The organism is Desulfopila sp. IMCC35006, assembly GCF_005116645.1.
Taxonomy (GTDB): Bacteria; Desulfobacterota; Desulfobulbia; order Desulfobulbales; family Desulfocapsaceae; genus Desulforhopalus_A.
The window spans coordinates 14945-37825 of record NZ_SWCM01000023.1; the positions used below are offsets into that span (position 1 = coordinate 14945).

17 protein-coding genes are annotated in these 22881 nt (G+C 50.6%); 15 read left to right on the plus strand and 2 right to left on the minus strand.

What is annotated here, in order from left to right; genetic code table 11:
• Positions 1–182: 182 nt before the first annotated feature.
• The 4 genes from FCL47_RS22955 (at position 183) to FCL47_RS22970 (ending at position 6442) form a co-directional block, all read left to right on the plus strand.
• The gene (locus FCL47_RS22955) at positions 183–3341 is read left to right on the plus strand and encodes a hypothetical protein (RefSeq protein ID WP_136816056.1); all 3159 of its coding nucleotides are present in this window, start codon (positions 183–185) and stop codon (positions 3339–3341) included.
• Between the two features lie 46 nt (positions 3342–3387).
• On the plus strand, positions 3388–4578 hold the full coding sequence (locus FCL47_RS22960) for a phospholipase A (RefSeq protein ID WP_136816057.1): 1191 nt from the start codon (positions 3388–3390) through the stop codon (positions 4576–4578).
• An 84-nt stretch (positions 4579–4662) separates the two neighbouring features.
• Positions 4663–5208: a ferritin gene (locus FCL47_RS22965; protein ID WP_136816058.1), complete on the plus strand. Its 546-nt coding sequence runs from the start codon at positions 4663–4665 to the stop codon at positions 5206–5208.
• A complete protein-coding gene (locus tag FCL47_RS22970; protein WP_136816059.1) occupies positions 5180–6442 on the plus strand; it encodes an amidohydrolase family protein in 1263 nt (420 codons plus the stop codon). Before FCL47_RS22965 ends, FCL47_RS22970 begins: the two co-directional genes overlap by 29 nt.
• 38 nt (positions 6443–6480) lie before the next feature.
• On the opposite strand, the gene FCL47_RS22975 is transcribed toward FCL47_RS22970, so the two are convergent.
• Positions 6481–6873 (minus strand): universal stress protein, encoded by a 393-nt coding sequence (locus tag FCL47_RS22975; protein ID WP_136816060.1) that lies wholly within the window; start codon positions 6871–6873, stop codon positions 6481–6483.
• Between the two features lie 210 nt (positions 6874–7083).
• Here FCL47_RS22975 and FCL47_RS22980 point away from each other — a divergent pair, with 210 nt between their 5' ends.
• The 9 genes from FCL47_RS22980 to FCL47_RS23020 all read left to right on the plus strand — a co-directional run bounded on the left by FCL47_RS22980 (position 7084) and on the right by FCL47_RS23020 (position 19329).
• Positions 7084–9015, plus strand: a complete 1932-nt coding sequence (locus FCL47_RS22980) for a PAS domain-containing sensor histidine kinase (RefSeq protein WP_136816061.1) — start codon at positions 7084–7086, stop codon at positions 9013–9015.
• Complete coding sequence (locus FCL47_RS22985) at positions 9008–10414, plus strand: sigma-54 dependent transcriptional regulator (RefSeq protein WP_136816062.1); 1407 nt, start codon at positions 9008–9010, stop codon at positions 10412–10414. The genes FCL47_RS22980 and FCL47_RS22985 overlap by 8 nt, the downstream gene beginning before the upstream one ends.
• Before the next feature lie 201 nt (positions 10415–10615).
• A complete protein-coding gene (locus FCL47_RS22990; RefSeq protein WP_136816063.1) occupies positions 10616–11017 on the plus strand; it encodes a hypothetical protein in 402 nt (133 codons plus the stop codon).
• 21 nt (positions 11018–11038) lie between these two features.
• Positions 11039–12571: a chemotaxis protein CheW gene (locus FCL47_RS22995; RefSeq protein WP_136816064.1), complete on the plus strand. Its 1533-nt coding sequence runs from the start codon at positions 11039–11041 to the stop codon at positions 12569–12571.
• Between the two features lie 61 nt (positions 12572–12632).
• Complete coding sequence (locus FCL47_RS23000) at positions 12633–15710, plus strand: PAS domain-containing protein (RefSeq protein ID WP_136816065.1); 3078 nt, start codon at positions 12633–12635, stop codon at positions 15708–15710.
• Between the two features lie 57 nt (positions 15711–15767).
• Complete coding sequence (locus FCL47_RS23005) at positions 15768–16331, plus strand: GNAT family N-acetyltransferase (RefSeq protein WP_240744345.1); 564 nt, start codon at positions 15768–15770, stop codon at positions 16329–16331.
• The gene (locus FCL47_RS23010; RefSeq protein ID WP_136816066.1) at positions 16321–17352 is read left to right on the plus strand and encodes a histone deacetylase; all 1032 of its coding nucleotides are present in this window, start codon (positions 16321–16323) and stop codon (positions 17350–17352) included. Before FCL47_RS23005 ends, FCL47_RS23010 begins: the two co-directional genes overlap by 11 nt.
• Positions 17353–17361: 9 nt before the next feature.
• A complete protein-coding gene (locus FCL47_RS23015; protein ID WP_136816067.1) occupies positions 17362–17790 on the plus strand; it encodes a YkgJ family cysteine cluster protein in 429 nt (142 codons plus the stop codon).
• A gap of 219 nt (positions 17791–18009) precedes the next feature.
• Positions 18010–19329, plus strand: coding sequence for a putative sensor domain DACNV-containing protein (locus tag FCL47_RS23020; RefSeq protein ID WP_136816068.1), 1320 nt, complete (start codon positions 18010–18012; stop codon positions 19327–19329).
• A 60-nt stretch (positions 19330–19389) separates the two neighbouring features.
• Here the strand turns inward: FCL47_RS23020 and FCL47_RS23025 are convergent, their stop codons facing one another.
• Positions 19390–20487, minus strand: a complete 1098-nt coding sequence (locus FCL47_RS23025) for an AI-2E family transporter (RefSeq protein ID WP_240744346.1) — start codon at positions 20485–20487, stop codon at positions 19390–19392.
• 698 nt (positions 20488–21185) lie between these two features.
• Here FCL47_RS23025 and FCL47_RS23030 point away from each other — a divergent pair.
• A complete protein-coding gene (locus tag FCL47_RS23030) occupies positions 21186–22268 on the plus strand; it encodes a branched-chain amino acid aminotransferase (RefSeq protein ID WP_136816069.1) in 1083 nt (360 codons plus the stop codon).
• A gap of 235 nt (positions 22269–22503) precedes the next feature.
• Positions 22504–22794, plus strand: coding sequence for a co-chaperone GroES (groES, locus tag FCL47_RS23035; RefSeq protein WP_136816070.1), 291 nt, complete (start codon positions 22504–22506; stop codon positions 22792–22794).
• The last annotated feature ends 87 nt before the right edge of the window (positions 22795–22881 follow it).

The following is a 22881-nucleotide window of genomic DNA, read 5'->3' on the forward strand; positions in this document are numbered from 1 at the left end:
CTCACCTGTTGCGATGTCTGCCCTCATGCAAACGGAGCCAGCCGCTACTCTACCGGGAAATGAAGAAAAGTGGTACCTGCCAGCTTGAATTTTATATGCTTTTTTCTGGGATCCTCAAAGAGGACATAAGAGATACTATGTGTATCCTTTACTTTATCTGACACCACAACGCCACGGCTCTTATGAATAAACGACCTGCAGCGATATTTTTTGATTCAAATGACTACCAGCTTCTCGACATCGTTCGGGAGGTGCTGGAAAAAGGCAGCCGTTCCAAGGAGCTGCGCTCCCTGCTTGTCGAGCATATGCATCCGCATGGCATCAAGGAGATGGCTGCGCCACGCGGATTGAGGATCGCCTATGCTATTGCCAGCCTGCTGGGCTCCTTTGAACAAGGTCGGGCCCGTGACCGGATCAAGGCCTTGCGTGTTGTCCGTGACGAGGTCTCCCTTTCCTCCACGTCGTTCTACCAGAAGAATACCGCACGAGTGCAGCTGCAGATCATGAAGGATCTGTTGCGGGTCAAGGACAATGAGTTGCGTCAGCTGAAGCTGGCCCATGATTTCCGGATGGTTTCCACCGGGAATCCGCGATTGGTGCGGGCCGAACTGGCCAAATACCACCTGCTGGAAATGCCGGAAGAGTGGAACCAGTATACCTTTGACGATCGTGTTCACGATGCGAACACCAAGGGGCGAAAGTCGCCGACCCACCTGGTGATGGATGCCTGGATCAAAGGCATCCGCTACCTGACCGTGGTCTATTATAATTACGTCCGCCCGGACGTGATCGAAGAGCTGATCGAAGCCAGTGCCATTCTGGATATTCACGTGCAGGTGGGTATTGAGATGTCCTGTCGTTTTCGCGATAAATATGTCCGTTTTACCTGGGAACCCCACGGCTTCAACGATAATCGGGCCTTTCTCAAGTTTCTCAAAGAGGAAGCGGTAATACAGCTGATGGAAGAGGGCCGTCTGGTCTCGGAGTACCAGCAGAAATATGTTTTTGATATGTTCGATGTTTTCAATGCCCGTCATCGTGAAACCCTCAACCGGGATCTGCATCTCTCGCTCGAGCCGCTGCCGGCTGATGCCTTTCTCCGCTTTATCGGAACTGGACAGCCTTCGGTATTGCATCTCGCCAGGTTCATCCACAACGCCCTTGCCGATCATATTCAGGCAGAAATACATGAACTCCAGCAGGGCCCGCCCCAGCCATCGACAGATTCGACCAAGCTTGTCCAGCGACGTCTTGCGCAGCTGCAGGAGATGGATGTCGAAACGATAATCGACCAGTTCCTGCTGCCATCCCGCAATCCGGAGGTCCATGACCCGAGCCACCCGCAGGACAGTCCCGATGTCCCCCCATTGCTTCTGTTGGACCTCAATACCCTGCTCGCCAGACTGTTGTCTTTGCATTCAAGTTCAAAGTTTACCCTCAATCTGAGCAATCTGTCGATACAGGATACCCTGGAGCTGCTCTACTTGTGCGAAGGGATGATCAGCCATATAGAGGCGTATAATCTCAAAAATGCGGCTCATGGCATAACCTCGGGCAGTTCAGCTCAAAGAGGCATCTATGACGGCGAGGTTGTTGATCTGACAAGTCCCGAACAGCATTACGCTCTGATAAGTGAGCTGCAGCAAGCCCTGAATGAAGATAATGTCATCAGTCTTAAAAGGGTCATTCGCGCCATCATCTGGGAGCATGAGGAGCAGCGTCTGCGTCACAAAAACCGCCTGGAACAGTTGCCGGAGGATCAGCGGACCCAAGAAGATATCCTGCAGAACGAGAAGATGCAGGAGAGAAAATTACAGTTGATGGATATCCTTTACCATCTGGAAAATTTACATAATTTTTATAAAAAGCGTACCCTGGGTTCACGCATCGGCTCCGGGTCTACCGGTCAGGCGGAACATCAGCACGGGATGGGACTGGTAATACTCGATACCCTGCCTGCACGGGCGAAAAAAGTGGTTCGAGAGGGGGTCAGCCAGAAAAATCGATCCCTCATCCCGGTTACCGGCCTGTTGACCAGAAACGCTCACTACCGCTGCCGCGATGGATCGGCAGCAGCCGGGAAAAAAAGTTTCTGGTCCAGGCTGCCTTTTTTAAACAAGACCGCTTGCCGACGATGGAATGACTGGGATCTTGACGGTTTTCTTGTCCATCCCCCGGCGGCAGGCAATATTGCCACCCTTGGCGGGCTGGGGAAGCATGGCGATAACGGCAAGCTGTTAGTCGACAGGAGAGCAAAGGAGCGACTGAGCCATCCCTGGAAATATCTCAATACGAATCTCAAAAACAGTTTGAAGGTTGTTCTGGGCTTCATCCCGGCTTTTCTTACCTTCAGTCTGACCAAGGATTGGTGGCTGCTTGCCTACCTGGGTGCTTTTATCTGGTTTGGCATAACCGGTACGCGCAATATCATCCAGTCGGTTCTCGGCGGAGGCGGGCTGCGCCGTTCCCCGCTGCTGCCCTGGAACTCCCTGGTCAGCTGGAGCCGTATTGCCGATTCGCTGCTGTATACCGGCTTTTCCGTGCCGCTTCTCGATTATCTGGTGAAAACCCTGCTGCTGGACCGGGCGTTCGGCATTACCACCGCCACCAATCCGGTGCTGCTCTATTCGGTTATGGGCCTTGCCAACGGCATCTATATTTCGACGCATAATACCTTCCGCGGCTTGCCCAGGTCTGCCGCAGTCGGTAATTTTTTTCGATCGATTCTGGCCATTCCCCTGGCTATCCTGCTGAATTCGGCCATCGGTGTGGTGCTTCAGCTGAGTGGTGTCCCCGATATCTCCGGGGTCTTGCAGAAGTGGGCGGCAATTATCTCCAAATTCGCCTCGGACTGTGTCGCCGCAGTCATCGAGGGACTGGCCGACCGTCAGACCAATATCCGGCTCCGACTCGCCGCCTACCGGACGAAAATCACCCAGCTGTTTGCGGTTTTTTCCCGGCTGGACCTGCAGTTTCCTGAGGAAGATGTCCTTGAGATGCTGCAGTCTCCGAAGATGATGATGCAGACGCTGAACTATGAGGCCAGGGAGCAGGAACGGTTAATTATTGTCAACGCCCTGGATCTTATGTATTTCTGGATGTATCAGCCGCGAGCCGGAAAAGCCCTGGAAATTATGGTGCAGAAAATGACCAGGGAGGAATGGCTGATCTTCTACCGTTCGCAGCTGGTTCTCAACCGGCACCGGGAGGTCAGTCAGTTTTTTGTGGATGGACTGGTTGGCAAAGATTTTTCGAAGCCGCTGTCCTTTTATCTCGACAGATCGACACAATATCTTATTGATATGGAGAAATTAGGATCAAAGATTAAATGGAGAGAGTAATTTTTCAACGCTTTGGTTTATTATTTCTTTCACTCCGGACTGGGTCATGATGAGAAGATTGCACGTATTTGCCCTCATTTGTATAAGTGTTATTTTTGCGCCTTTGTCGAGCCAGGCTCGACAGTTTGCCGTTTCCATGGAACAGGATCAACTGACCGTTGGTGAAAAGGTGGAGATCCTGCTCGTCTCTCTTGCCGGGGGGGCAGACAAGACAGCACTTTTTCCAGACGAAATAAGCTGTGAGCTGATTGCCGCGGAAAAAAAATTTGTTCTCCTCGCCCTCAAAGACCCTGCATCGGCTCCGTCAGAAGCAACGGGCAACATTGCCGGTCTCCGGCAGCACTATAGCTTCACGCTCCCCAGTATCCTGCAGGGGCAGGTTGTCATGTCCTTTGCCGGTGTGGATGCACCCCGGCTTGTCTTTGATGTGGTCGCGCCGCCACAGGGCGATGCAGAGGCTGCTCCCGATGCAGTCCGGCCCAGTCTGGACGCGATGTCCAGTACCTACGAGCCGTATCAAAAAAATGCATCGGCCTATCAGCCGGTATATTTTCTTGTCGGTACAGACCCGGCAAAAAGCAAATTTCAGATTAGTTTCAAATATCGTTTTTTTGGGGCGGATACAAGTTTTGCCGAGTTGCATCCATGGATAAAAGGGCTGCATATGGGATATACCCAGACGTCTTTCTGGGATTTGCAATCGGCTTCGGCGCCTTTTGAAGACACCAGTTATAAACCTGAACTTTTCTGGCTGTCACAAAATTATTTAACATCCGCGCACGGCCTTCTGCGGGGAGTGTTTCTGCAGGGTGGTTTCCAGCATGAATCCAATGGCCGGGGAGAAGACCTTTCCCGGTCCACTAATTTTGCCTACATTGAACCGATTCTGATCTTTTACGATCCTGACAGCAAATTCGGCTTTCAGCTGTCGCCCAAAATCTGGACATATGTGGAAAATGATGATGATACGAATGCGACCCTTCCCGACTACCGAGGGTATTTTGATCTCGGTGCAAAGTTCAGCCTGGCTGAAACGTTTGTCGCTGGAACGCAGTTTCGGTGGGCGGATGAAGGTGTTTCTCTCCAGCTTGATTTTTCTTATCCTCTCAAACACTTTTTCGGCGACGCCCTGGATGTTTACTTTTTCGCGCAATACACCAATGCGCTGGCCGAAGATCTCCTGCATTACGAGGACCGCAGCCAGATATTCAGGTTGGGCTTGGCCTTCATCAGATGATCTCCGGCTTGCCAGTCGCTGCTTGATGCTTACCATACCAAGTCAGTCAGGAGATTTTTTTTCATCTTATAAAGGAGGTTTTTCATGTTAGATAAACAAATGGCCCAAGCCCTTAACGAACAGATAAACAAAGAGATGTATTCGGCCTACCTGTATATGTCGATGTCGGCCTATTCCAGTAATATGGGTCTGAAAGGTTTTGCCAACTGGTTCATGGTGCAGTATCACGAGGAAATGTTTCATGCCATGAAAATCTATGAATATGTGCAGCGCCAGGGGGAGGAGGTAAAACTTGAAGCCCTCCAGGCGCCCCCTGCAGAGTTCTCTTCGCAGCTCGACATGTTTACCAAGACGCTGGCCCATGAACAGTTCATCACCAGTTCGATCAATGAACTGATGGAAATGGCCCAAAGCAAAAAGGACCATGCAACGCAGATTTTTCTTGAATGGTATGTAACCGAGCAGGTCGAAGAGGAAGAAAATGATAATGACATCATTCTTCAGTTGAAATTGATTGGCGACAACGCCCATGCCCTGCTGATGCTCGATCGGGAGCTGGCAGCTCGGGCAACAACTATTCCGACCGATTTCAGTAAAGGCGTTGAAGCTGCAGCAAAAGCGGCAGCGTAACATCGGTAAAGGGCAAATGGACAAGGCGCTCTATATCCTCGCCGGTTGGCTGATAGACGGCAGCGGCGGACCAATCCGGGAAAAAGTGCTGTTGAAGATCGTTGATGGCAGATTCGCGGCAATCGAACCGTATTCCGTCGAGACTCTGCCGCCGGCAGCACAGGTCAAGGATTTATCCCACTGTACTGTTATACCGCCACTGGTTGACTGCCATGTCCATTTGTATATGTCCGGGACTACTGATCATACGATACGGGAATGGCAGTTGTCTGCAGGATATGAAGAGCTGCGTCCGGTTATCGGCCGGCATCTCCACTATCTCTTTTCCCATGGAGTCCTTGCCGCCCGTGACGGCGGCGACCACGGCGGCTTTGCCCTTCGCTACAGAGCGGAGCCGGAGATGCAGCGGGAGATTATTCTGAAAGTCGCCGGTCGGGCCTGGCACAAAAAGGGGCGTTACGGTGCCTTGATCGGCAGATACCCGGGAGAAGGGGAAAGTCTGGCCGAAGCGTATGCCGCCGAGAATGATGCCATTGACCACGTGAAACTGGTCAACTCAGGATTGAACAGCCTGAAAATATTCGGCAAAGAAACACTGCCGCAGTTTACTCTAGAAGAAATAGCAGCGGTGGTGCGGGCGGCAGAACAGCAAAACAGAAAGGTGATGGTCCATACCAACGGCAGGGTGCCGGTGCAGCTCGCCGTTGCCGGCGGCTGCCACTCCATAGAGCATGGCTTTTTCATGGGCAGGGAAAACCTGGAGCTGATGGCTGAAAAGGGCACCTTCTGGGTGCCGACCGTTTTTACCATGAAAGCCTATGGCAGCAATATCCACGCCGCCCAGGCGGGGGCTGATCGTCAGGTTATCGAGAAAAATCTCGAGCACCAGCTCGGGCAGCTGGCCATGGCGAGAGAATTGGGGGTAAAGGTTGCTCTCGGCACCGATGCCGGCAGTCTCGGGGTCCTGCATGGGGAATCGATGGTTGAAGAGATGAAGCTGTATAAAAAGGCCGGATACAGTTTAGCCGAGACGGTTCAGTGTGCAACCAGCAATGGTGCAGAGTTACTCGGTATCGACGATTTTGGGCTGCTCGTAAACGGCAAAACGGCAACTTTCCTCGTTGCCAGAGGGGCTCCGGCACAACTCCCCAGAAAGCTCTCCTATCTCGAGGAGATATATCTGCGGGGTGTGCCGAGTGCGCTCTATCGTAAAAACCCCGTTAAACACACCTAGATTTCTATGCCCTTTGGGTAATTTTTACGATGCCAGCACTATTTTACAGAAACGACAGGGCAATGCGCCTTCAGGATGATGTGCTGAGCCGTTCGGCCGAAAAGAATTTTGCCGACTTTAGAACGGCTTTTTACGCCGATAATAATCTCGTCGCATGCATTGTCCGCGGCAAACGCGACAATGTCCTCCCCGGCACTGTTATTGCGGATCAGGAGATGGTTCTCGTGCGGAATGTTTTGCTCGTCGAGTAATTTCCCTGCTTCAGCGAGGTTATCCTCAGCCTCAGTGATCTTTTTCTTGGTTGTTTTTTCTCCCCCCGGCAGAGACGTGACGAGTTGGATCGTCCCGCCAAATGCCTTGGCGTGTTGTATGGCCAGGTTGAGAAGGTCTTTCCCAACATTGGTACCTCGGTAGGCGACAAGAATCTGCATGATAGTTCCTTTGTAAATGGTCGATGGTCGGTTGCGGTTGGTGGCGTATTTATACAATATCGCTGTAACGTATTAAATTTTGCCGAAATCCACAATATCTTCTTCAAAATTCGTTCACACACGTGTATAAAGTTAGGAAATGGTTTGCTGAGAATGGCTCTCCTTTTCATTTGCCATTACTGTTCATTTTTGCTATCCGATTGATAATTCATGCCCCGAATCAATTATCACCCTAAAGTTGTGCCTGATTTTCTCGAAAGTATCGGCGCGGCTACCATCATATTTACCAGTGATGCCGTGGTGAGCGCCTGCAACAGGTCCGCCGAGAAATTGCTCGGTTTACCGGCCGGCGGACTGGTCGGTTGTACCTTGGCGGAGCTTGAGCTGGAGCTGGTTGATGCCAAGGGCAAACCCCTGCCCAGGGAACTGTTTCCCGTCAATAAACTCCCGAGGGACAACCTCGATAACGTTCAATTCGATTTTGGCCTGCGATTGCCGCTCATGGAGCGGACTGAGTGGCTTCGCGGGATTGTCAAGCCGTATCATGCGGATGATGGCGAGCTTGCCGGGCTGGTCCTCAGCCTCTCGGTAATAACTGATATCATCGGGGAAAAAAATACCCAAAGCCAGATTTATCTGGCAAAAAAAGAATGGGAAGCAACGGTCGATGCGTTGCCGGACATCGTCACGATCCAGGACCTCGAGATGCGCATAGTCAGAGCCAACAAGGTGGCTCACGATTTATTCGGCTATGCGCTGGGCGCGCTCAAAGGCCGTACATGTTATGAAGTTTTCCATCGCCGGACAACCCCCTGTGAAAACTGTCCGCTTCTGCAGTCAAGAGAGAAACCCCGCTTCCAGGTTGGCACTATATATAACGAGATTCTTGATAAAACCTTCACCGTTTCATCTTTTCCTATTTTTGATCAGCAGGGCAAGTTGTGTCAGCTCGTACAGGTCGCCCGGGATGTAAGCCGTGAAAAAATGATGGAACAGCAGCTGCAGCAGCGGATGAAGATGGAGGCCCTCGGCACACTCGCCGGAGGAATTGCCCACGATTTTAACAATATTCTTGCTGCCATGATAGGCTATGGTGAGATCGCCAGAGGCCGTCTCGCGCCGGACCATCCGGCAAGAAAGGATCTGGACCAGGTGATCGCCGGTGGCGACCGGGCGGTAGACCTGGTCAAACGGATCCTGACCTTCAGCAGGAAAGAGAGTGACGGGCAGTTCCGCCCGGTGAAAATACAGTATGTCGTCGAAGAGGTTATCAAACTGCTTACGCCATCCCTGCCGGCGACGATTGAACTGCTGCACGAGATAGATCCTTCCTGTCGCTCAATTCTCGCGGATTCCGGCCAGATGCATCAGGTCCTGATGAACCTGTGTACCAACGCCAGACAAGCCATCGGCGACGGCCATGGTCGGATAACTATCCGACTGTCCGAGATCGAAGATGTGGGACAGATCGTCAGTCATGCGCCCTTGGCCAGGGGGACCGGGGTTCTCCTCGATCTCGAGGTGAGCGATACCGGATGCGGTATTGCCAAAGATAAGCTGGACAAGATCTTCGATCCCTTTTTTACTACCAAAAGAAAGGAGCATGGGACGGGGTTAGGATTAGCGGTTGTCCATGGGATCATCGCCAAGCATCAGGGTGCTATACAGGTTGCCAGTCAGGTTGGAGTGGGAACGACTTTCCATGTCTATCTGAACATCGATGGTGGCGAGGAGCCTGGCCGGCCGGCAAAAAAGATTGGCGAACTGGGTGGTAATGAACGGATTATGGTCATCGATGATGAGATTGGTCTGACTGATCTGCTGCGCGAACTGCTCCAGGAGAAAGGGTATGTGGTGACGACGTTTAGCGACAGTATTGCCGCGGTCCGGGCGTTTCGTCAGGATCCGAATTGTTGTGATCTGGTGATCACCGATATGCTTATGCCCGGGATGACCGGAGCCGAACTCGCCCGTGAATTTCTGGGCCAGCGGCCGGATATTCCGATTATCATGGTCACTGGACATAGCGGCAACTTCGACAAAAAGCGAGCAACTCTGTCAGGTATTAGAGAGTTGCTGGTAAAGCCCGTCAAAAAAGAAAAGCTGTATCAAATTGTCCGGAAGGTACTGAATCATGGCTGAAATCCTGATACTCGATGACGATCATGTCCTGACCGAGATGCTCCTTGAGCAGCTGACTGCCGATGGCCACAAGGCCAGTGCGGCAGGAACCCTGGCGGACGGGCTGACCCTTTTGCGGCAGGCATCCTTTGATGTGGTTTTACTTGATGTGCAGCTGCCGGATGGCAATGGTCTGGAGTATATTCCCTCCATAACTGCCAGTACAGGACAACCGGAAGTGATCATTATCACCGGGCAGGGCGATGCAGACGGGGCTGAAAAAGCGGTGCTGAGCGGTGCCTGGAGCTATATCGAAAAACCCTATGTAATCAGGGAACTCTCGCTGCAGTTAAGCCGCGCCCTGCAGTACAGACGAGAAAAAAAGAAAGTGTCATCACGTCCGGTTGCCTTGAAGAGGGACGCGATAATCGGCAGCAGTCCGGTTATCAAAAAATGTCTCGACCAGGTCGCCCGGGCATCTATTTCCGATGTCAGCGTTCTGGTGACCGGTCCCACCGGAACCGGTAAAGAGTTATTTGCCAGAGCCATTCATGAAAACAGTGCCAGAGCCGATAAAAATTTTGTGGTTGTCGATTGTGCATCTCTGCCGGAAACGCTGATCGAAAGCACGCTTTTCGGTCATGTGAAAGGGGCATTTACCAATGCCGATTCTGCTCAGGAGGGTCTTGTCAAACATGCCCACGGCGGCACCTTGTTTCTCGATGAGGTTGGGGAGCTTCCGCTGAGCATCCAGAAAACATTTCTGCGCCTTCTGCAGGAACACGAGTACCGCCCGGTCGGATCGACAAAGCAGGCGTACAGTGATTTTCGGGTTGTTGCCGCCACCAATCGGGATTTAAAAAAATGTGTCGAAAATGGTACCTTCAGAAGTGACCTCCTGTTCCGGCTGCAAGCCTATACCATTGCATTGCCGGCCTTGAAAGAAAGGCTCGGGGATGTTCGGGAACTGGTACTCTATTTTATCCTGAGGCTCTGTCTTCGCTATGGGCTGGAAATAAAAGGGGTCAGCGCCGATTTTACCGAAGCTCTTCAAGCCTATGATTGGCCCGGTAATGTCCGGGAATTATATCAGACAGTGGAGCAGGTCATCACCAACCCCATGTTGGGACCCACCTGTTTTGCCGTCCATTTGCCGGATAGTTTCAGGGTGCACCAGGCTCGTGCCGGGCTGAGTTCAAAAAAGGCCCCGCCGAAAAAAGAGTCAGCCGGGGATCTGCCCACCTGGTCGGGCTATAAAAAGAAATGCGAACTTGAGTACCTCGGCCAACTCAAACAACTCGCGGGCGGTAATGTCACCGAGGCCGCCAGGATCTCCCAGATATCCAGGACCCGTCTCTATCAGCTTTTTGAGAAATACCGCATCAATTTTTCTGACGAGGTTATTGTCAATAAAAATTGAATTGTTCACTTTTGTTGACACTTTTCTCCCCTCTGTCCCTTGGCTTTTCCTGAAGTTCCTTTCAAGTAACCCCTCGTAAAAACATATAATATATTTTTCCTGAACGGTCTGTTTAGGCTGGCACGATTGATGCTCTTGGGATTGTGATTGTCGCCGTATCAAAAAATGTTCACAATTCCTCTTTCACCAATCGACAATAGAATGAGAAAATTTTTCTACGCAATAAACAAATCTGCCTGTGGTCCAGACTGCCGGTGGCAGATTTGTCCACAACGATATCTGACCCGACTGCGAAAAATTAACGGGCTGCAGTCAATTCGTCCCCTCTTCGGCGATGTTGTTTATGTCTCGCCACCGTCGGACAGCACCCCCAGAAATGGCGATCTTATAATTCTTTATGCGGAAAATAGTTCCGATCTCGACGCGATGATTGCGGCCAGGGACAACTTTGACGGCTTGAAAAAAATACTGGTGATGGCTGATTCGGCAGGCGTTAACGGAGATAAATACCATATGCTCGCCCCACGCTTTATTACTCAGGTCGAAAGAAATATCGATGAGTTAGAGGCGGTCATCCAGAAAATGAACGGATATGTTCAATAATTTCACGGAAAGAGTTCGGTAATGGCACAGGAACAGTTGTTTGCATCTTTTGTACTGGACAGAAAACAGGGGCTGGAAATAGCGCTCCGGGCAGAAAGTGTTGCCGAGGCAACACCGATAACCGGAACGATTCGACAACTCCCCGCCAGTCTCGATTTTGTTGAGGGGATTATGCATCTGCGCGAAGAGGCGATCCCGATCATTAATCTGAAAAAACGGCTCGGCCTGACGCAGCAGGGGTATAGCGAGGATGCTATGGTAGCGGTGGTCACCCTCTTTCGGCGCCGGTACGGGCTGCTGTTTGACGATATCCAGGAAGTGTTTGCGGCAAGCGGGGCCGATGTCCAGCAGCTGGATAGCGTATTGCAGACCGACGATAAGATTATCTCTGCCCTCATTCAAATGAAAAAGGGCGGCAGAACGGTGGAGCTTCTCGATCTTAATAATCTTTTTTTCGGTAATTCTGATGAGTTGGGGAGGGTTGGCGAGTCCCTGCAGGAGGAGCGTAACGATAAAAAAGAGTCGAAATATGTCCGATATGTCGTTTTTAATTTTTCCGGTCAATCCTTTGGGGTCCCGGTGGAATGCACCCGGGAAATAACTTTTTTCGATGTGACAAAACATATCTATTCAGATGACATCGAGATGGAGCATCTTCCCCATAGCGCCTCGCTTGACGACATTTTCAAACATGGCGATATCGACGGGACCCTGACATTGCGAGGGCAAACCATTCCGGTCTTGAAGGCGAAACGGATTCTCGGTGACCGCAGCATCGAGGGCGATCAGTATTTTAGTGAAAAAACCAGAATTATGATCCTGGACCACGATCATTGTTCGGTGGGGGTTATTGTTGATGAAGTGACAACGATTGAGACTATTGCCGAGGATTTAATTTTGCCCATGAGGTCTTGCCAGAACGGCTTTGTCTCCGGGATATACCAGAAAGCGGAAGGATACAATATCTTGCTGCTGGATATGGCAAAGCTGGTAGGTGATCGCATCGATGAACTCCAGGCTATGGGCCGGCTGGCCTGTGATCCCGTTGCGGACGACAGCGGGAGAGGCTCGGCCGTGACCGGATCCCATCATATCCTGACCGAAAACTGTTATCTCATTTTCAATGTTGGCCGGCGTATGGCAGTGCAGCTTAAGGATGTTCAGGAAATAATTGAAAAAAAAGGGATTATGGCTATCCCGGGCGGCAGCGGATTCAGCAAAGACATTATTAATTTGCGGGGAGTAGTTGTCCCGGTTGTAAATCTCAGAGAATTCTACGGTTATGGCAAGAGTTCGGGAAATTCGCTGGAGCAAAAACTTATAATATGCCATTTCAATTCACAGATTGTGGCCCTGGAAGTAGACGGTATTGTAACGATTTATAAGCAGGAACAATCGCAGAAGACCACATCGGTCAACCCGGATCTGGCTAAAAGAGAAGATACTCTCGACCGGTTGATTGTTTTTGATGGCGGCACAGGAAAAAAAGAACATGTCTTTGTTGTCAATATTCATAATCTGATACAAAACCACCTGAATGCTGCTGTGGCCTGAAAATAAAGAGATTTTTCAAAGGTGAAGACAGTTGCCTGAAATATTAGCGAAAGAGGAAAAAATGGAGAAAAAAAAAAACGTACAAGTAAGTGAGCAGGATGGGTCGTGTTTGAATTTACTCATGGAGCCGAGTTACATCGTTGATGAGAAAAAAGTGATCACCTGGGCAAATCAAGCCTTCTTTGATAGATTTAATCTGACTGGTGATGCGGTAATAAATAAAATAACCTGTGAAGAGTCCTGTCCCACCCAGCTTTGCGGTACCAAGGATTGCCCGGTCGACAAGTCGAGAAGAATTGCCAAACCCGTCTCCGCAGAGGTGATATATCGGGATGGGGAAAATGGCCTGACGTTCTTCACCAGCAAGGCGATACCCATGAATGGCAGTGGCAGTACCTTTGTGAAGCTCGATGATATCAGTGATCTGAAACAGACGCAGGCCCAGTTGCGGCAGTTGTCCACCGATCTCGATGTTATTCCCACGCCCATAATGGAGATCGACACCAAATTTACGATCACTTTCATGAATCCAGCCGGTGCTGCTGTCGCCGGATTGACGGTTGATGAGGTCGTGGGTAAAAAATGTTACGACCTGTTTAAGACCCCCCACTGCAAGACGGAAAAATGCGCCTGTGCCCGGGCCATGAAAACCGATTCTGTGGTGACGGAACAAACCATTGCCAGGCCGCGGGATGGCGTCATTATCCCGATCAAATATACCGGAGCGCCGATCAAGGATGCCAAAGGTAATATCAAGGGGGCACTCGAATATATTCTCGATATGACCGAAGAAACAAAGCAGAAGCAGATGGCTGATGAGAAAATTGAGAATCTCAACACCCTGCCCACGCCGGTGCTGGCGATTGACACCGATTACGCGATCACCTTTATCAACCCGGCAGGTGCCGCGGTGCTTGGTACAACGCCGGATGAGCTGATTGGTAAAAAATGCTACGATATGTTCAAAACCCCCCATTGCCGAACGGAAAAATGTGCCTGCAGCCGGGCGATGCGAACCGATTCAGTCGTCACCGAGCAAACCATTGCCCGGCCGGCCGAAGGGGTGATTATCCCGATCAAATATACCGGCGCGCCGATCAAGGACGCCAAGGGCAATATCAAAGGGGCCCTTGAATTTGTTCTTGATACGACTGAGGAGAACAGGCAGAAACAAGCTGCGGATGAAAAAATCGAAAACCTCAATACCATCCCGACGCCGATAATGTCGATTGACACCGATTTTACCATCACCTTTATGAACCCGGCCGGGGCTGCCGTTGTTGGTTCGACCCCTGATCAGGTTCTCGGTAAAAAATGCTTTGACCTCTTTAAAACCCCCCATTGCAAGACGGAGAAATGCGCCTGTGCCCGGGCGATGAAGACCGATTCGGTGATAACCGAGACGACCATCGCCCGGCCGGCGGAAGGGGTGATTATCCCGATTAAATATACCGGCGCCCCGATCAAGGATGCCAAGGGCAATATCAAAGGGGCCCTGGAGTATGTCCTGGATATGACCGAAGAGGCGAAGCAGAAACAGGCCGCGGATGAAAAGATTGAAAACCTCAATACCATCCCGACGCCGATAATGTCCATTGACACCGATTTTACCATCACCTTTATGAATCCGGCCGGGGCCGCGGTCGTTGGTTCGACGCCGGACCAGGTCATCGGAAAAAAATGTTATGACCTCTTTAAAACGCCCCATTGCAAAACAGAGAAATGTGCCTGTGCCCGGGCGATGAAGACCGACTCGGTGGTAACGGAACATACCATCGCCCGGCCGGCGGAAGGAGTGATTATCCCGATTAAATATACCGGCGCCCCGATCAAGGATGCCAAGGGCAATATAAAAGGGGCCCTGGAGTATGTGCTGGATATGACCGAGGAGGCAAAACAGAAGCAGGCAGCGGATGAAAAGATAGAAAACCTTAATACTATCCCGACGCCGATAATGTCCATTGACACCGATTATACCGTCACGTTTATGAACCCCGCCGGCGCTGCAGCGGTAGGGTCGACTCCGGACCAGACGATAGGTAAAAAATGCTATGATCTGTTTAAAACCGATCACTGCCGGACGGAAAAATGCGCCTGTAGTCAGGCCATGCACACCGACCGTGTTGTTCACGCCCAGGCAACTGCTCATCCCAACGGTAAAGACATGCCGATAAAATATACCGCCTCCCCGATCAAGGACGCGAAAGGCAATATTAAAGGCGCGTTGGAGTACATTACCGATGTGACCGCCGAAAAAGCGGTGGAGAAATTGATTAATGAGGCAGTCGAAGATGTCGATACCCTGGTCAATGCATCCAAACACCAGATGGTGCAGGCAGATCAGAAGGTCGATGAAATGAACAGCTTGATCGATCAGGAAGCGAAACAGCTTCAGGAATCGTTGAAGATGGTCAAGGAGATGGTTGCCAATTCTTCGGAGATGCTGAATCTTTCCACCGAATCCAATCAGCTCGCGACAGATCTGTCCAGGGAAGCGGAAACAGGCAAGGCGGCCGGTAAAAATGCCGAGCAGAAGCTGGTGGAAATCAACAGCACCATGCAGAAGAACAATGAGATGGTCGGCGGTCTGGTCAATAAGCTGGAAAAGATTTCAGGGTTTGTCGATATCATCAAGGATATTGCCTCGAAGACCAACCTCCTGGCTTTTAACGCGGCCATTGAAGCCGCCAGAGCCGGCGATGCCGGACGAGGCTTTGCCGTCGTCGCCGATGAGGTGCGCAAGCTGGCCGAAAACAGTTCCAAATCGGCAATTGATATCTCCGACATCGTCAAGCAGGTCGAAAAAGATTCGCTGCAGACCATCACTGCCATGCAGTCGGGTATGACTATGCTGGATGATGGCGGGAAGGTTATCAATACTGCGCTCGATTCGATGGAAACCATCTCCAGAGGGATAACGGTTATTTCCGGGGCAGTGGGTAATCTCAGCCAGAAGTCGAAAGACCTTTGTGCCGGCGGTCAGAATGTTATGACGGAGATTGAGAGCGTTGCTGTTTCCGCCAAAGAAAACCAGCAGTCAATCTCGGTCGTCAATCAATCGCTGACAGAGACGGTCGGTGCTCTCGATCGTTTGGTTCAATCAAATAAAAATCTGCAGGATGCGGTACAGAATCTCTAATTCTCTGTCATTCCCCGGACAGGCTATACGTGCTGTCCGGGGCTAAAAAGTGTGATTATGATCTTTGGTGATAAGATATTGACCCCGCGTCTCAGTTTGCGGCGGATTGTGGCCAGTGATCTGCCGTTTTTCGTGGACTGGAGCAATAGTGCGACTGCTCATGGCAGATACCTCACTCCCGATTGCATCGACGAGGCAAGAGGTCTGGAGAGCATAGCCTCAGGGGCTTACTGGAATGATGAAAACCGGGTCTTTATCATCGAATTAAAAGGAAAGGGACCCATCGGGACATTGCATTACTGGCTCCGGTCCGAACAGAAAAGCTGCGCGGTTATGGCCCTGAAAATTTCCGAACCGGAAATGCGCAATAAGGGTTATGGTACCGAGGCCCAGAAGTATGCGATCATTCAGTTGTTTACCCGGATGAAAATGCAGAGGGTAGAGATGTATACCGATATTGACAATGTTCCACAACAGCGCTGCCTCAGAAAACTGGGGTTTCAGCTCGCCGATTCGCTGCACTACGATGACCACCGGGTACAACGGGTAGGGCATCTGTTTCGCATTGATGCCGTCTCTTTTGCCAGGACGCCTATTTATCACTACCATTATGAACAGTAAGGTTGGTTTTCTCGTAGACGATCGATATCTTGATCATGCGATTCTCCGGCATTCGCCGGAAAATCCTGAACGAATCCGCAAGCTGGCTTCGATTGTTCGAGAAAGGTATGGGAATAAATGCCTGCCATGCCAGCCGAGGGCCGCCGTAGCTGCGGAGATCGAAGCCGTCCATTCCTCTTTTTATCTGCAGCAGTTGCGCGAACACATTGTGCGGTCCGATCCCTATTCATACGATCGTGACACCTATCTTATGGAGCACTCTTTCTATGTCGCCGAGCTTGCCGCAGGCGGCTGTCTCGAGCTTGCCGACCAGATTATGGCGCGGGACATCGATTATGGTTTCGCGATGATCCGGCCTCCCGGTCATCATGCGGAACCGGGACGGGGAATGGGCTTTTGTGTCTTCAATAATGTCAGCATAGCGGCGCAGTATCTGCGTCGCCAGTATTCGTTGAACCGGATCCTTATTCTCGATTTTGATGCCCATCATGGCAACGGTACGCAGGAGGTATTCTATGATACCGACGAGGTCCTGTTCATCTCTGTACACCAGCGGGGGATTTTTCCGTTTTCCGGGGAAATGACGGAAGTCGGTACCGGCAGAGGTGAGGGGTACACCATTAATATTCCGGTATTCCCCCAATTCGGCGATGCGGAGTACACCTTTCTGCTCGGGCGAATCCTGCAGAGCGTTGTCGAGCAGTACCTGCCGCAGATCATTCTCGTATCCGCCGGTTATGACGCGCATAGGGATGATACTATCAGTGGGACTCTGCTCACCACGGAATGGTATGGTTTGATTACCAGGATGCTGAAGCAGTATGCCCATGAAGCCTGTGGCGACCGGCTTCTCATGGTGCTCGAAGGAGGGTATAATCCGGTATCCCTGGAAGCATCGGTTCTGGCAACTTTCGATAGCCTGTTGCAGCCAAGGCAGAACAAAATCGGCGTATTTTTTTCAGAGCGAGCCAATCAGTTACTGAAAAATCATCCCCTGCGCAATTATTGGACTTTGACATAAGGTGTTGAAATGAAGGAAAAAAATATCGACGAAAGCGCGATGCGGACGATCTTTCATGCGTGCCGCCAATGCGGCACCTGTTGCAAAAAGTACCGTAAAATCGTGCTGCAGGCGGATGAGGTTGATTTTATTAAGAAGATGGGGGGGCATGTCGGGGTCAATGTCAGCATGCAGGATATCCGGGAGAAAGGTCTGGAACAGGCCACGCTCGAAGCGAAAAGCAGCGGCAAGGTGTATATGATTCATCCCGATGATAGGGGGTGCCTTTTCCTGGAGCACCGCAATGACAAGTATTACTGCAAGCTGTATCATTACCGCCCGAAGACCTGCCGGGGGTTTCGCTGCAACCTGGCGGACGATAGTTTTCTGCAGCTCTTTGGCGGAGACAGCGCGATACATCTGCTCGGTCAGGACAGATTTGGCCTGCCATTGAAGTGAGCCACAAAATTTTCCGGGCTTTTCCAAGGGTTCGGGTGTCGTAAGGCTCTGGGCAGTTTCTGCAATAAATTTGTTTCCTCATTCCCGGTAATCTCTTATAGTTCCGTAAGAGAAGGTTCGACGATTTTCGAACCGGGTTCTGTATCTTTTTGCCGGATGCCGCCCATTGCCGGCATCCAGGCAGATTGCCAACTTCTTCCCCTTCATCTGATATGCTCAATGTTGCATAAGTATCCAAAAGATCTGGTTTTTGAACTGCTGGCCCTCTGGCGCCTTGGTAGTCCCGGCCTTGACAGTGGCGGGGCAGGCTACAAAAGACTGCCGGATGTTTCGGTAGTGGAGGAGCTGGTTTCCACCTGCTATCAGGTCAGCCAGATGCAGGAGGAAGCGCGTGGTCTGCGTTTCAGAATCATGCTGTGCGAGCCGGAAGATATTGATGCCGATGGTTGTGGCGAATCCAAGGGCTTGTTCACCCTGGTTTTTTCGAAACCTCGACCGTACAACGAATACGAACTGTTAAAGCTGGGCCCTTCGACGGATTATAATAATTCTCTTATCGGCATACGCTACCGAATCTCCGAGGGTCTGCAGATCTGGGGCTTGATCCATTCGGGTTCCAAATGGATGCATGTTATCCACGGTGGCAGCAAACAGGCAACTCCTTTGCCGTCGGCTCTCGGGATCAACGTCGTAGGATCAGGGCGCCTCATTGTCTGTCGCGGTCAGGATATTCTGGCCCAGTTGAGTGGCGGCAATATAACCGCCCCGGCTATGAATGTATTTCAGTCGCAATGGGTGGCCAAAAGGTTCGGTCAGGTACGGGATGAGCTGGCCATGCTGCATGAACAAAATCAGGATCCCGGGCAAAAGAAGTGGGCACGGATCGATCCGTCTTTTGTCCCCAGCCTTTATCTGCAGTTCTTCAAGCATGTGATCAGCACCATGCGCCGTTCAGGTCATGGCGGCACGATTATCTCTTTTCCGGCCGGGATGGAGGCAATGGTTGCCCACGATAATCCCTATATCGATCTGAAATACCGTTTTGCCGAAGACGGAGCCCGAAATCAGCTGCGAAAAATCGTCCTGCAGATCATGGAGGTTCTGGCCAAAAATTGCGGCAGGCTCTATGGTCCTGACTATAATGCCGGATGGAAGGATTATGTCTCTTTGCAAACAGAAGAGATGGCCCAGTTAGATGAGCGAATTTTTAAGTTCGCCCGTTTTATTGCCCGGTTGACCGGGGTGGATGGGGCGGTGGTTACCACTGAGGGGCTGGAATTAATTGGTTTTGGCGGTATCATTCAGGGCACCATGGAGATGGGTGGCAGTGTCGCCCTGGCGCTTGATCCCGAGGCCACCCGCCGTCAGGTTGAGCTGGTTGAAAGCGTCGGTACGCGGCACCGGTCGCTCTATTATCTCTGCCATAAGCTGCGCGATGTTCTGGGCATCATTGTCTCGCAGGATGCCAAAGCCCGGGTTGTTACCTGGTCAAGAGACATGGTGACGTGCTGGGATGTGATCCCCATCGACTTCACCTGATTTCTTTTCAGGTAACCGTTCTCCGGCACCCCCCTGCGGGGTGCAGGGTACTGACGGCTCTTATTGCCGCTGAATGCGCTGGTCGTATCGGATCAAGTAGATGTCCGACAGGGTGAGAAAAGCCGTTATGATCAGCGGACCGTAGATGATGCCTAAAATGCCATAGACGCTCAAGCCGCCGAGAATTGACAGAAACACCAGAAGCGTGTGCATTTTCACCTGGGTGCCGACCATTTTGGGTTTGACGAGATACTCGAAGCTGCCCGAAAGAACGATATAGACAATAAACAGGAAAATACCTTCGTTTATCCGGCCGGTCAGGGCGAGAAATATCGCCGTCGGAATCATCACCAGTCCGATGCCGAAAATTGGCAGAAAGGCCAGAACCGCCATGACAGAACCCCACAGCAGTGGCGAGTTCAGATCTAAGATGGAAAACAGAATCCCGCCTAAAATTCCCTGAATCAGGCCGCAGACGCCATTTCCCTTGAGGATGGCATTGGCGATTTCATCAAATTTAGCAATCAGCAGATGGTTTTCATCTTCGGGGAGAGGAGAGATGCGGATCATGTAGGCGATTAATTTTGGCTGGTCCATCAGGAGAAAGAAAATAACCAGGATCATGATAAAAAAGAGAAACAAAAACTGCAGGATATTTGCTGCCCAGCCGCTGGCCTGAGTATAGAGGAACAGTCCACCGTTTTTCACGAGATACGAAAAGGTATCGGTTACCTGGGTGGGGTTGAATTTAAAGCCCAGCTCCTTCAATTGTTGCTGGATTTGCAGAACATACGGACTTTCCTGCAGAAAAGTCTGCAGTTTGAGAATAACGCCACTGTCTTTTCCCCAGCTGATGAGATTGAGTGCTTCGTCGGTGAGGGCAAAGACGAAAAATAGCAGCGGGATAAAAACAATAGCGATAATGAGCAGACAGGTGAGCGCTGAGGCGAGAGCATCCGGTATCTTGTTGCTGGCGAAGATGTAAATGGGCCGAAACAGATTGGTCAGCAGAAACGACAGTACCAGAATCGACCACAGTGGCCAGAGAATGCGGCCAAAGAAGAAAATCGAAATGATAAAGACCAGCAGAAAATACTTCATGCTCGCCGGGCTGGGCGGCTGGTTGTTAAACGGAAGTGCTGATGGGGCCTTGCTCATGGGTAGTGTTTTTGCCAAGAAATAATAGGTGATTAACCGACTCTCACCCCGCCAGAAAAGCTTTGCGGGATTCTGTTTAATGCCCCTTGCGGGTACTCTTTTTAGTACTCGCTTGACGGGTACTCTTTTTAGTCCCCGTGCTTTGCGGGATAAGTTCCGTCACGAAATCACTAATCCCGCCCAAAAGATTTGCGGGATTCTGTTTAATGCCCCTTGTGGGTACTCTTTTTAGTACTCGCTTGACGGGTACTCTTTTCAGTCCCCGTGCTGTGCGGGGATAAGTTCCGTCATCAAATCACTAATCCCGCCCAAAAGATTTGCGGGATTTTGTTTAATGCCCCTTGCGGGTACTCTGTTCAGTACTCGCTTGACGGGTACTCTTTTCAGTCCCCGTGTTGTGCGGGGATAAGTTCCGTCATCAAATCACTAATCCCGCCCAAAAGATTTGCGGGATAAGTTCCGTCACGAAATTCTCTCGGACAGCACGAGAGAATTTCTACGTCACTAATCATCAGCACTCAGGAAGTTAGAAATTGGGTTGCAATAAAACCGTTGGCTGAGGTATTCTGCTTGGCTACGGCAGCAGAATGTTTCAATGCCTTTGTTCTCAGAGTTTAGCAGGAAACTATATATCCTTCACCGGATTAAGCAAAGAAAATTTGGTGATAGAAACGAGTCGTGTCAGGGAGAATGGGATAATGTGGGAAGATCTTGAAGTTACAGTGGAAAAAGTGCCTGCGGATAAACGGAAGGAAAAACCTTCGGCCGATAAGCTTGGCTTTGGCGTTCATTTTACCGACCACATGTTTTTGATGAAGTGGGACCGGGAAAGAGGGTGGCATGACAGTAAAATATGCCCATATCATGATTTTACCCTGAACCCTGCGGCAATGGTTTTCCATTACGGTCAGGCAATATTCGAAGGTCTTAAAGCATATCGGGGCAAGGACAATCAGCTGTTTTTGTTTCGACCGAAAGACAATTTTGAGCGTATGAACAATTCCGCCCTGCGGATGTGCATGCCGCGTTTTTCAGCCGAGAAGATGGTGAAAATTCTCAAGGCCCTTATTTATCTGGAAAAAGACTGGGTGCCTGCAGCCGAAGGCGCAACGCTCTATATCCGGCCGACTATGATCGCGACCGAACCTACTCTTGGGGTGAAACCATCCGGTGTCTATTATTTCTATATTATCTTGTGTCCGGTCGGTGCCTACTATGCCGAAGGCTGTAATCCGACCAAAATTTATATCAGTGATGAATATGTCCGGGCAGTCAAGGGTGGTGTCGGCAGCGTGAAAACCGGCGGGAATTATGCGGCCTCACTCTATATGTCGGAGATTGCCAAAAAGGCCGGCTGCACTCAGGTCTTGTGGCTCGATGCCTGCGAACATAAATACATCGAAGAGGTTGGAACGAGTAATATTTTTTTCAAAATCGGCGATCAACTGATAACCCCACCCCTGGAAGGATCGATTCTGGGCGGATTAACCAGGGATTCGGTTCTCAAACTCGCCGCAAGCTGGGGCGTCGATGTTGTCGAGAGACAGATTGCCATTGATGAGGTCCTCGCCGCAAATGAAAGTGGACAATTGCAGGAGGTCTTCGGCACCGGAACCGCAGCGGTCATTTCCCCCGTCGGGGAGTTGTTGTACAAAGACCGCACCCATGTGATCAACAACTGTCAGACAGGCCCATTGTCGACGCGATTACTGACGGAACTTCAGGCCATTCAAAAAGGATATCAGGACGATCCGTTTCGCTGGCTGGTTCGTGTCGCCTGATTAGAAAATATTTGTAATTCGGCGACCTTATATTACTGCTGTCGGGTCGCCGACTCCCTCCTCTTTTTTTTGTCCACCGCCCTTGATTTTTGAAATTCAAACCCTATATTCTTGGCCAGTTTGATATACCTGCCCACCAAAATGGGCAGAATATAAAGTTGGGATTCCATGAAAAAACAAAATCGATGGGCCCTTTTTTTTTGAACCATTTAATTAGTATCGTTAGGAGGAAGTAATGAAAATCCGTCCATTGAATGATCGTCTTTTGGTAAAGAGACTTGCTGAAGAAGAAAAAACCGCAGGTGGTATTATTATCCCGGACAGTGCCAAGGAAAAACCGGCAGAGGGTGAAATCGTCGCAGTAGGACCCGGCAAATTAAATGATAAAGGTGAAAGGGTTGCTTTGCAGGTTGTTGCTGGAGACCGCGTGCTGTTTTCCAAATATGGCGGCACGGATGTAAAGTTTGGTGGAGAAGATTATCTGATCATGCGCGAAGACGATATCCTGGGAGTTCTGGAGAAGTAAATCCTCAAGGAATTGTGACGTAAGTTGTTTTTGTTCATGAAAATATATTTCGTAATAGTGTAGAACACGAAAAAGGGAGAATACAAT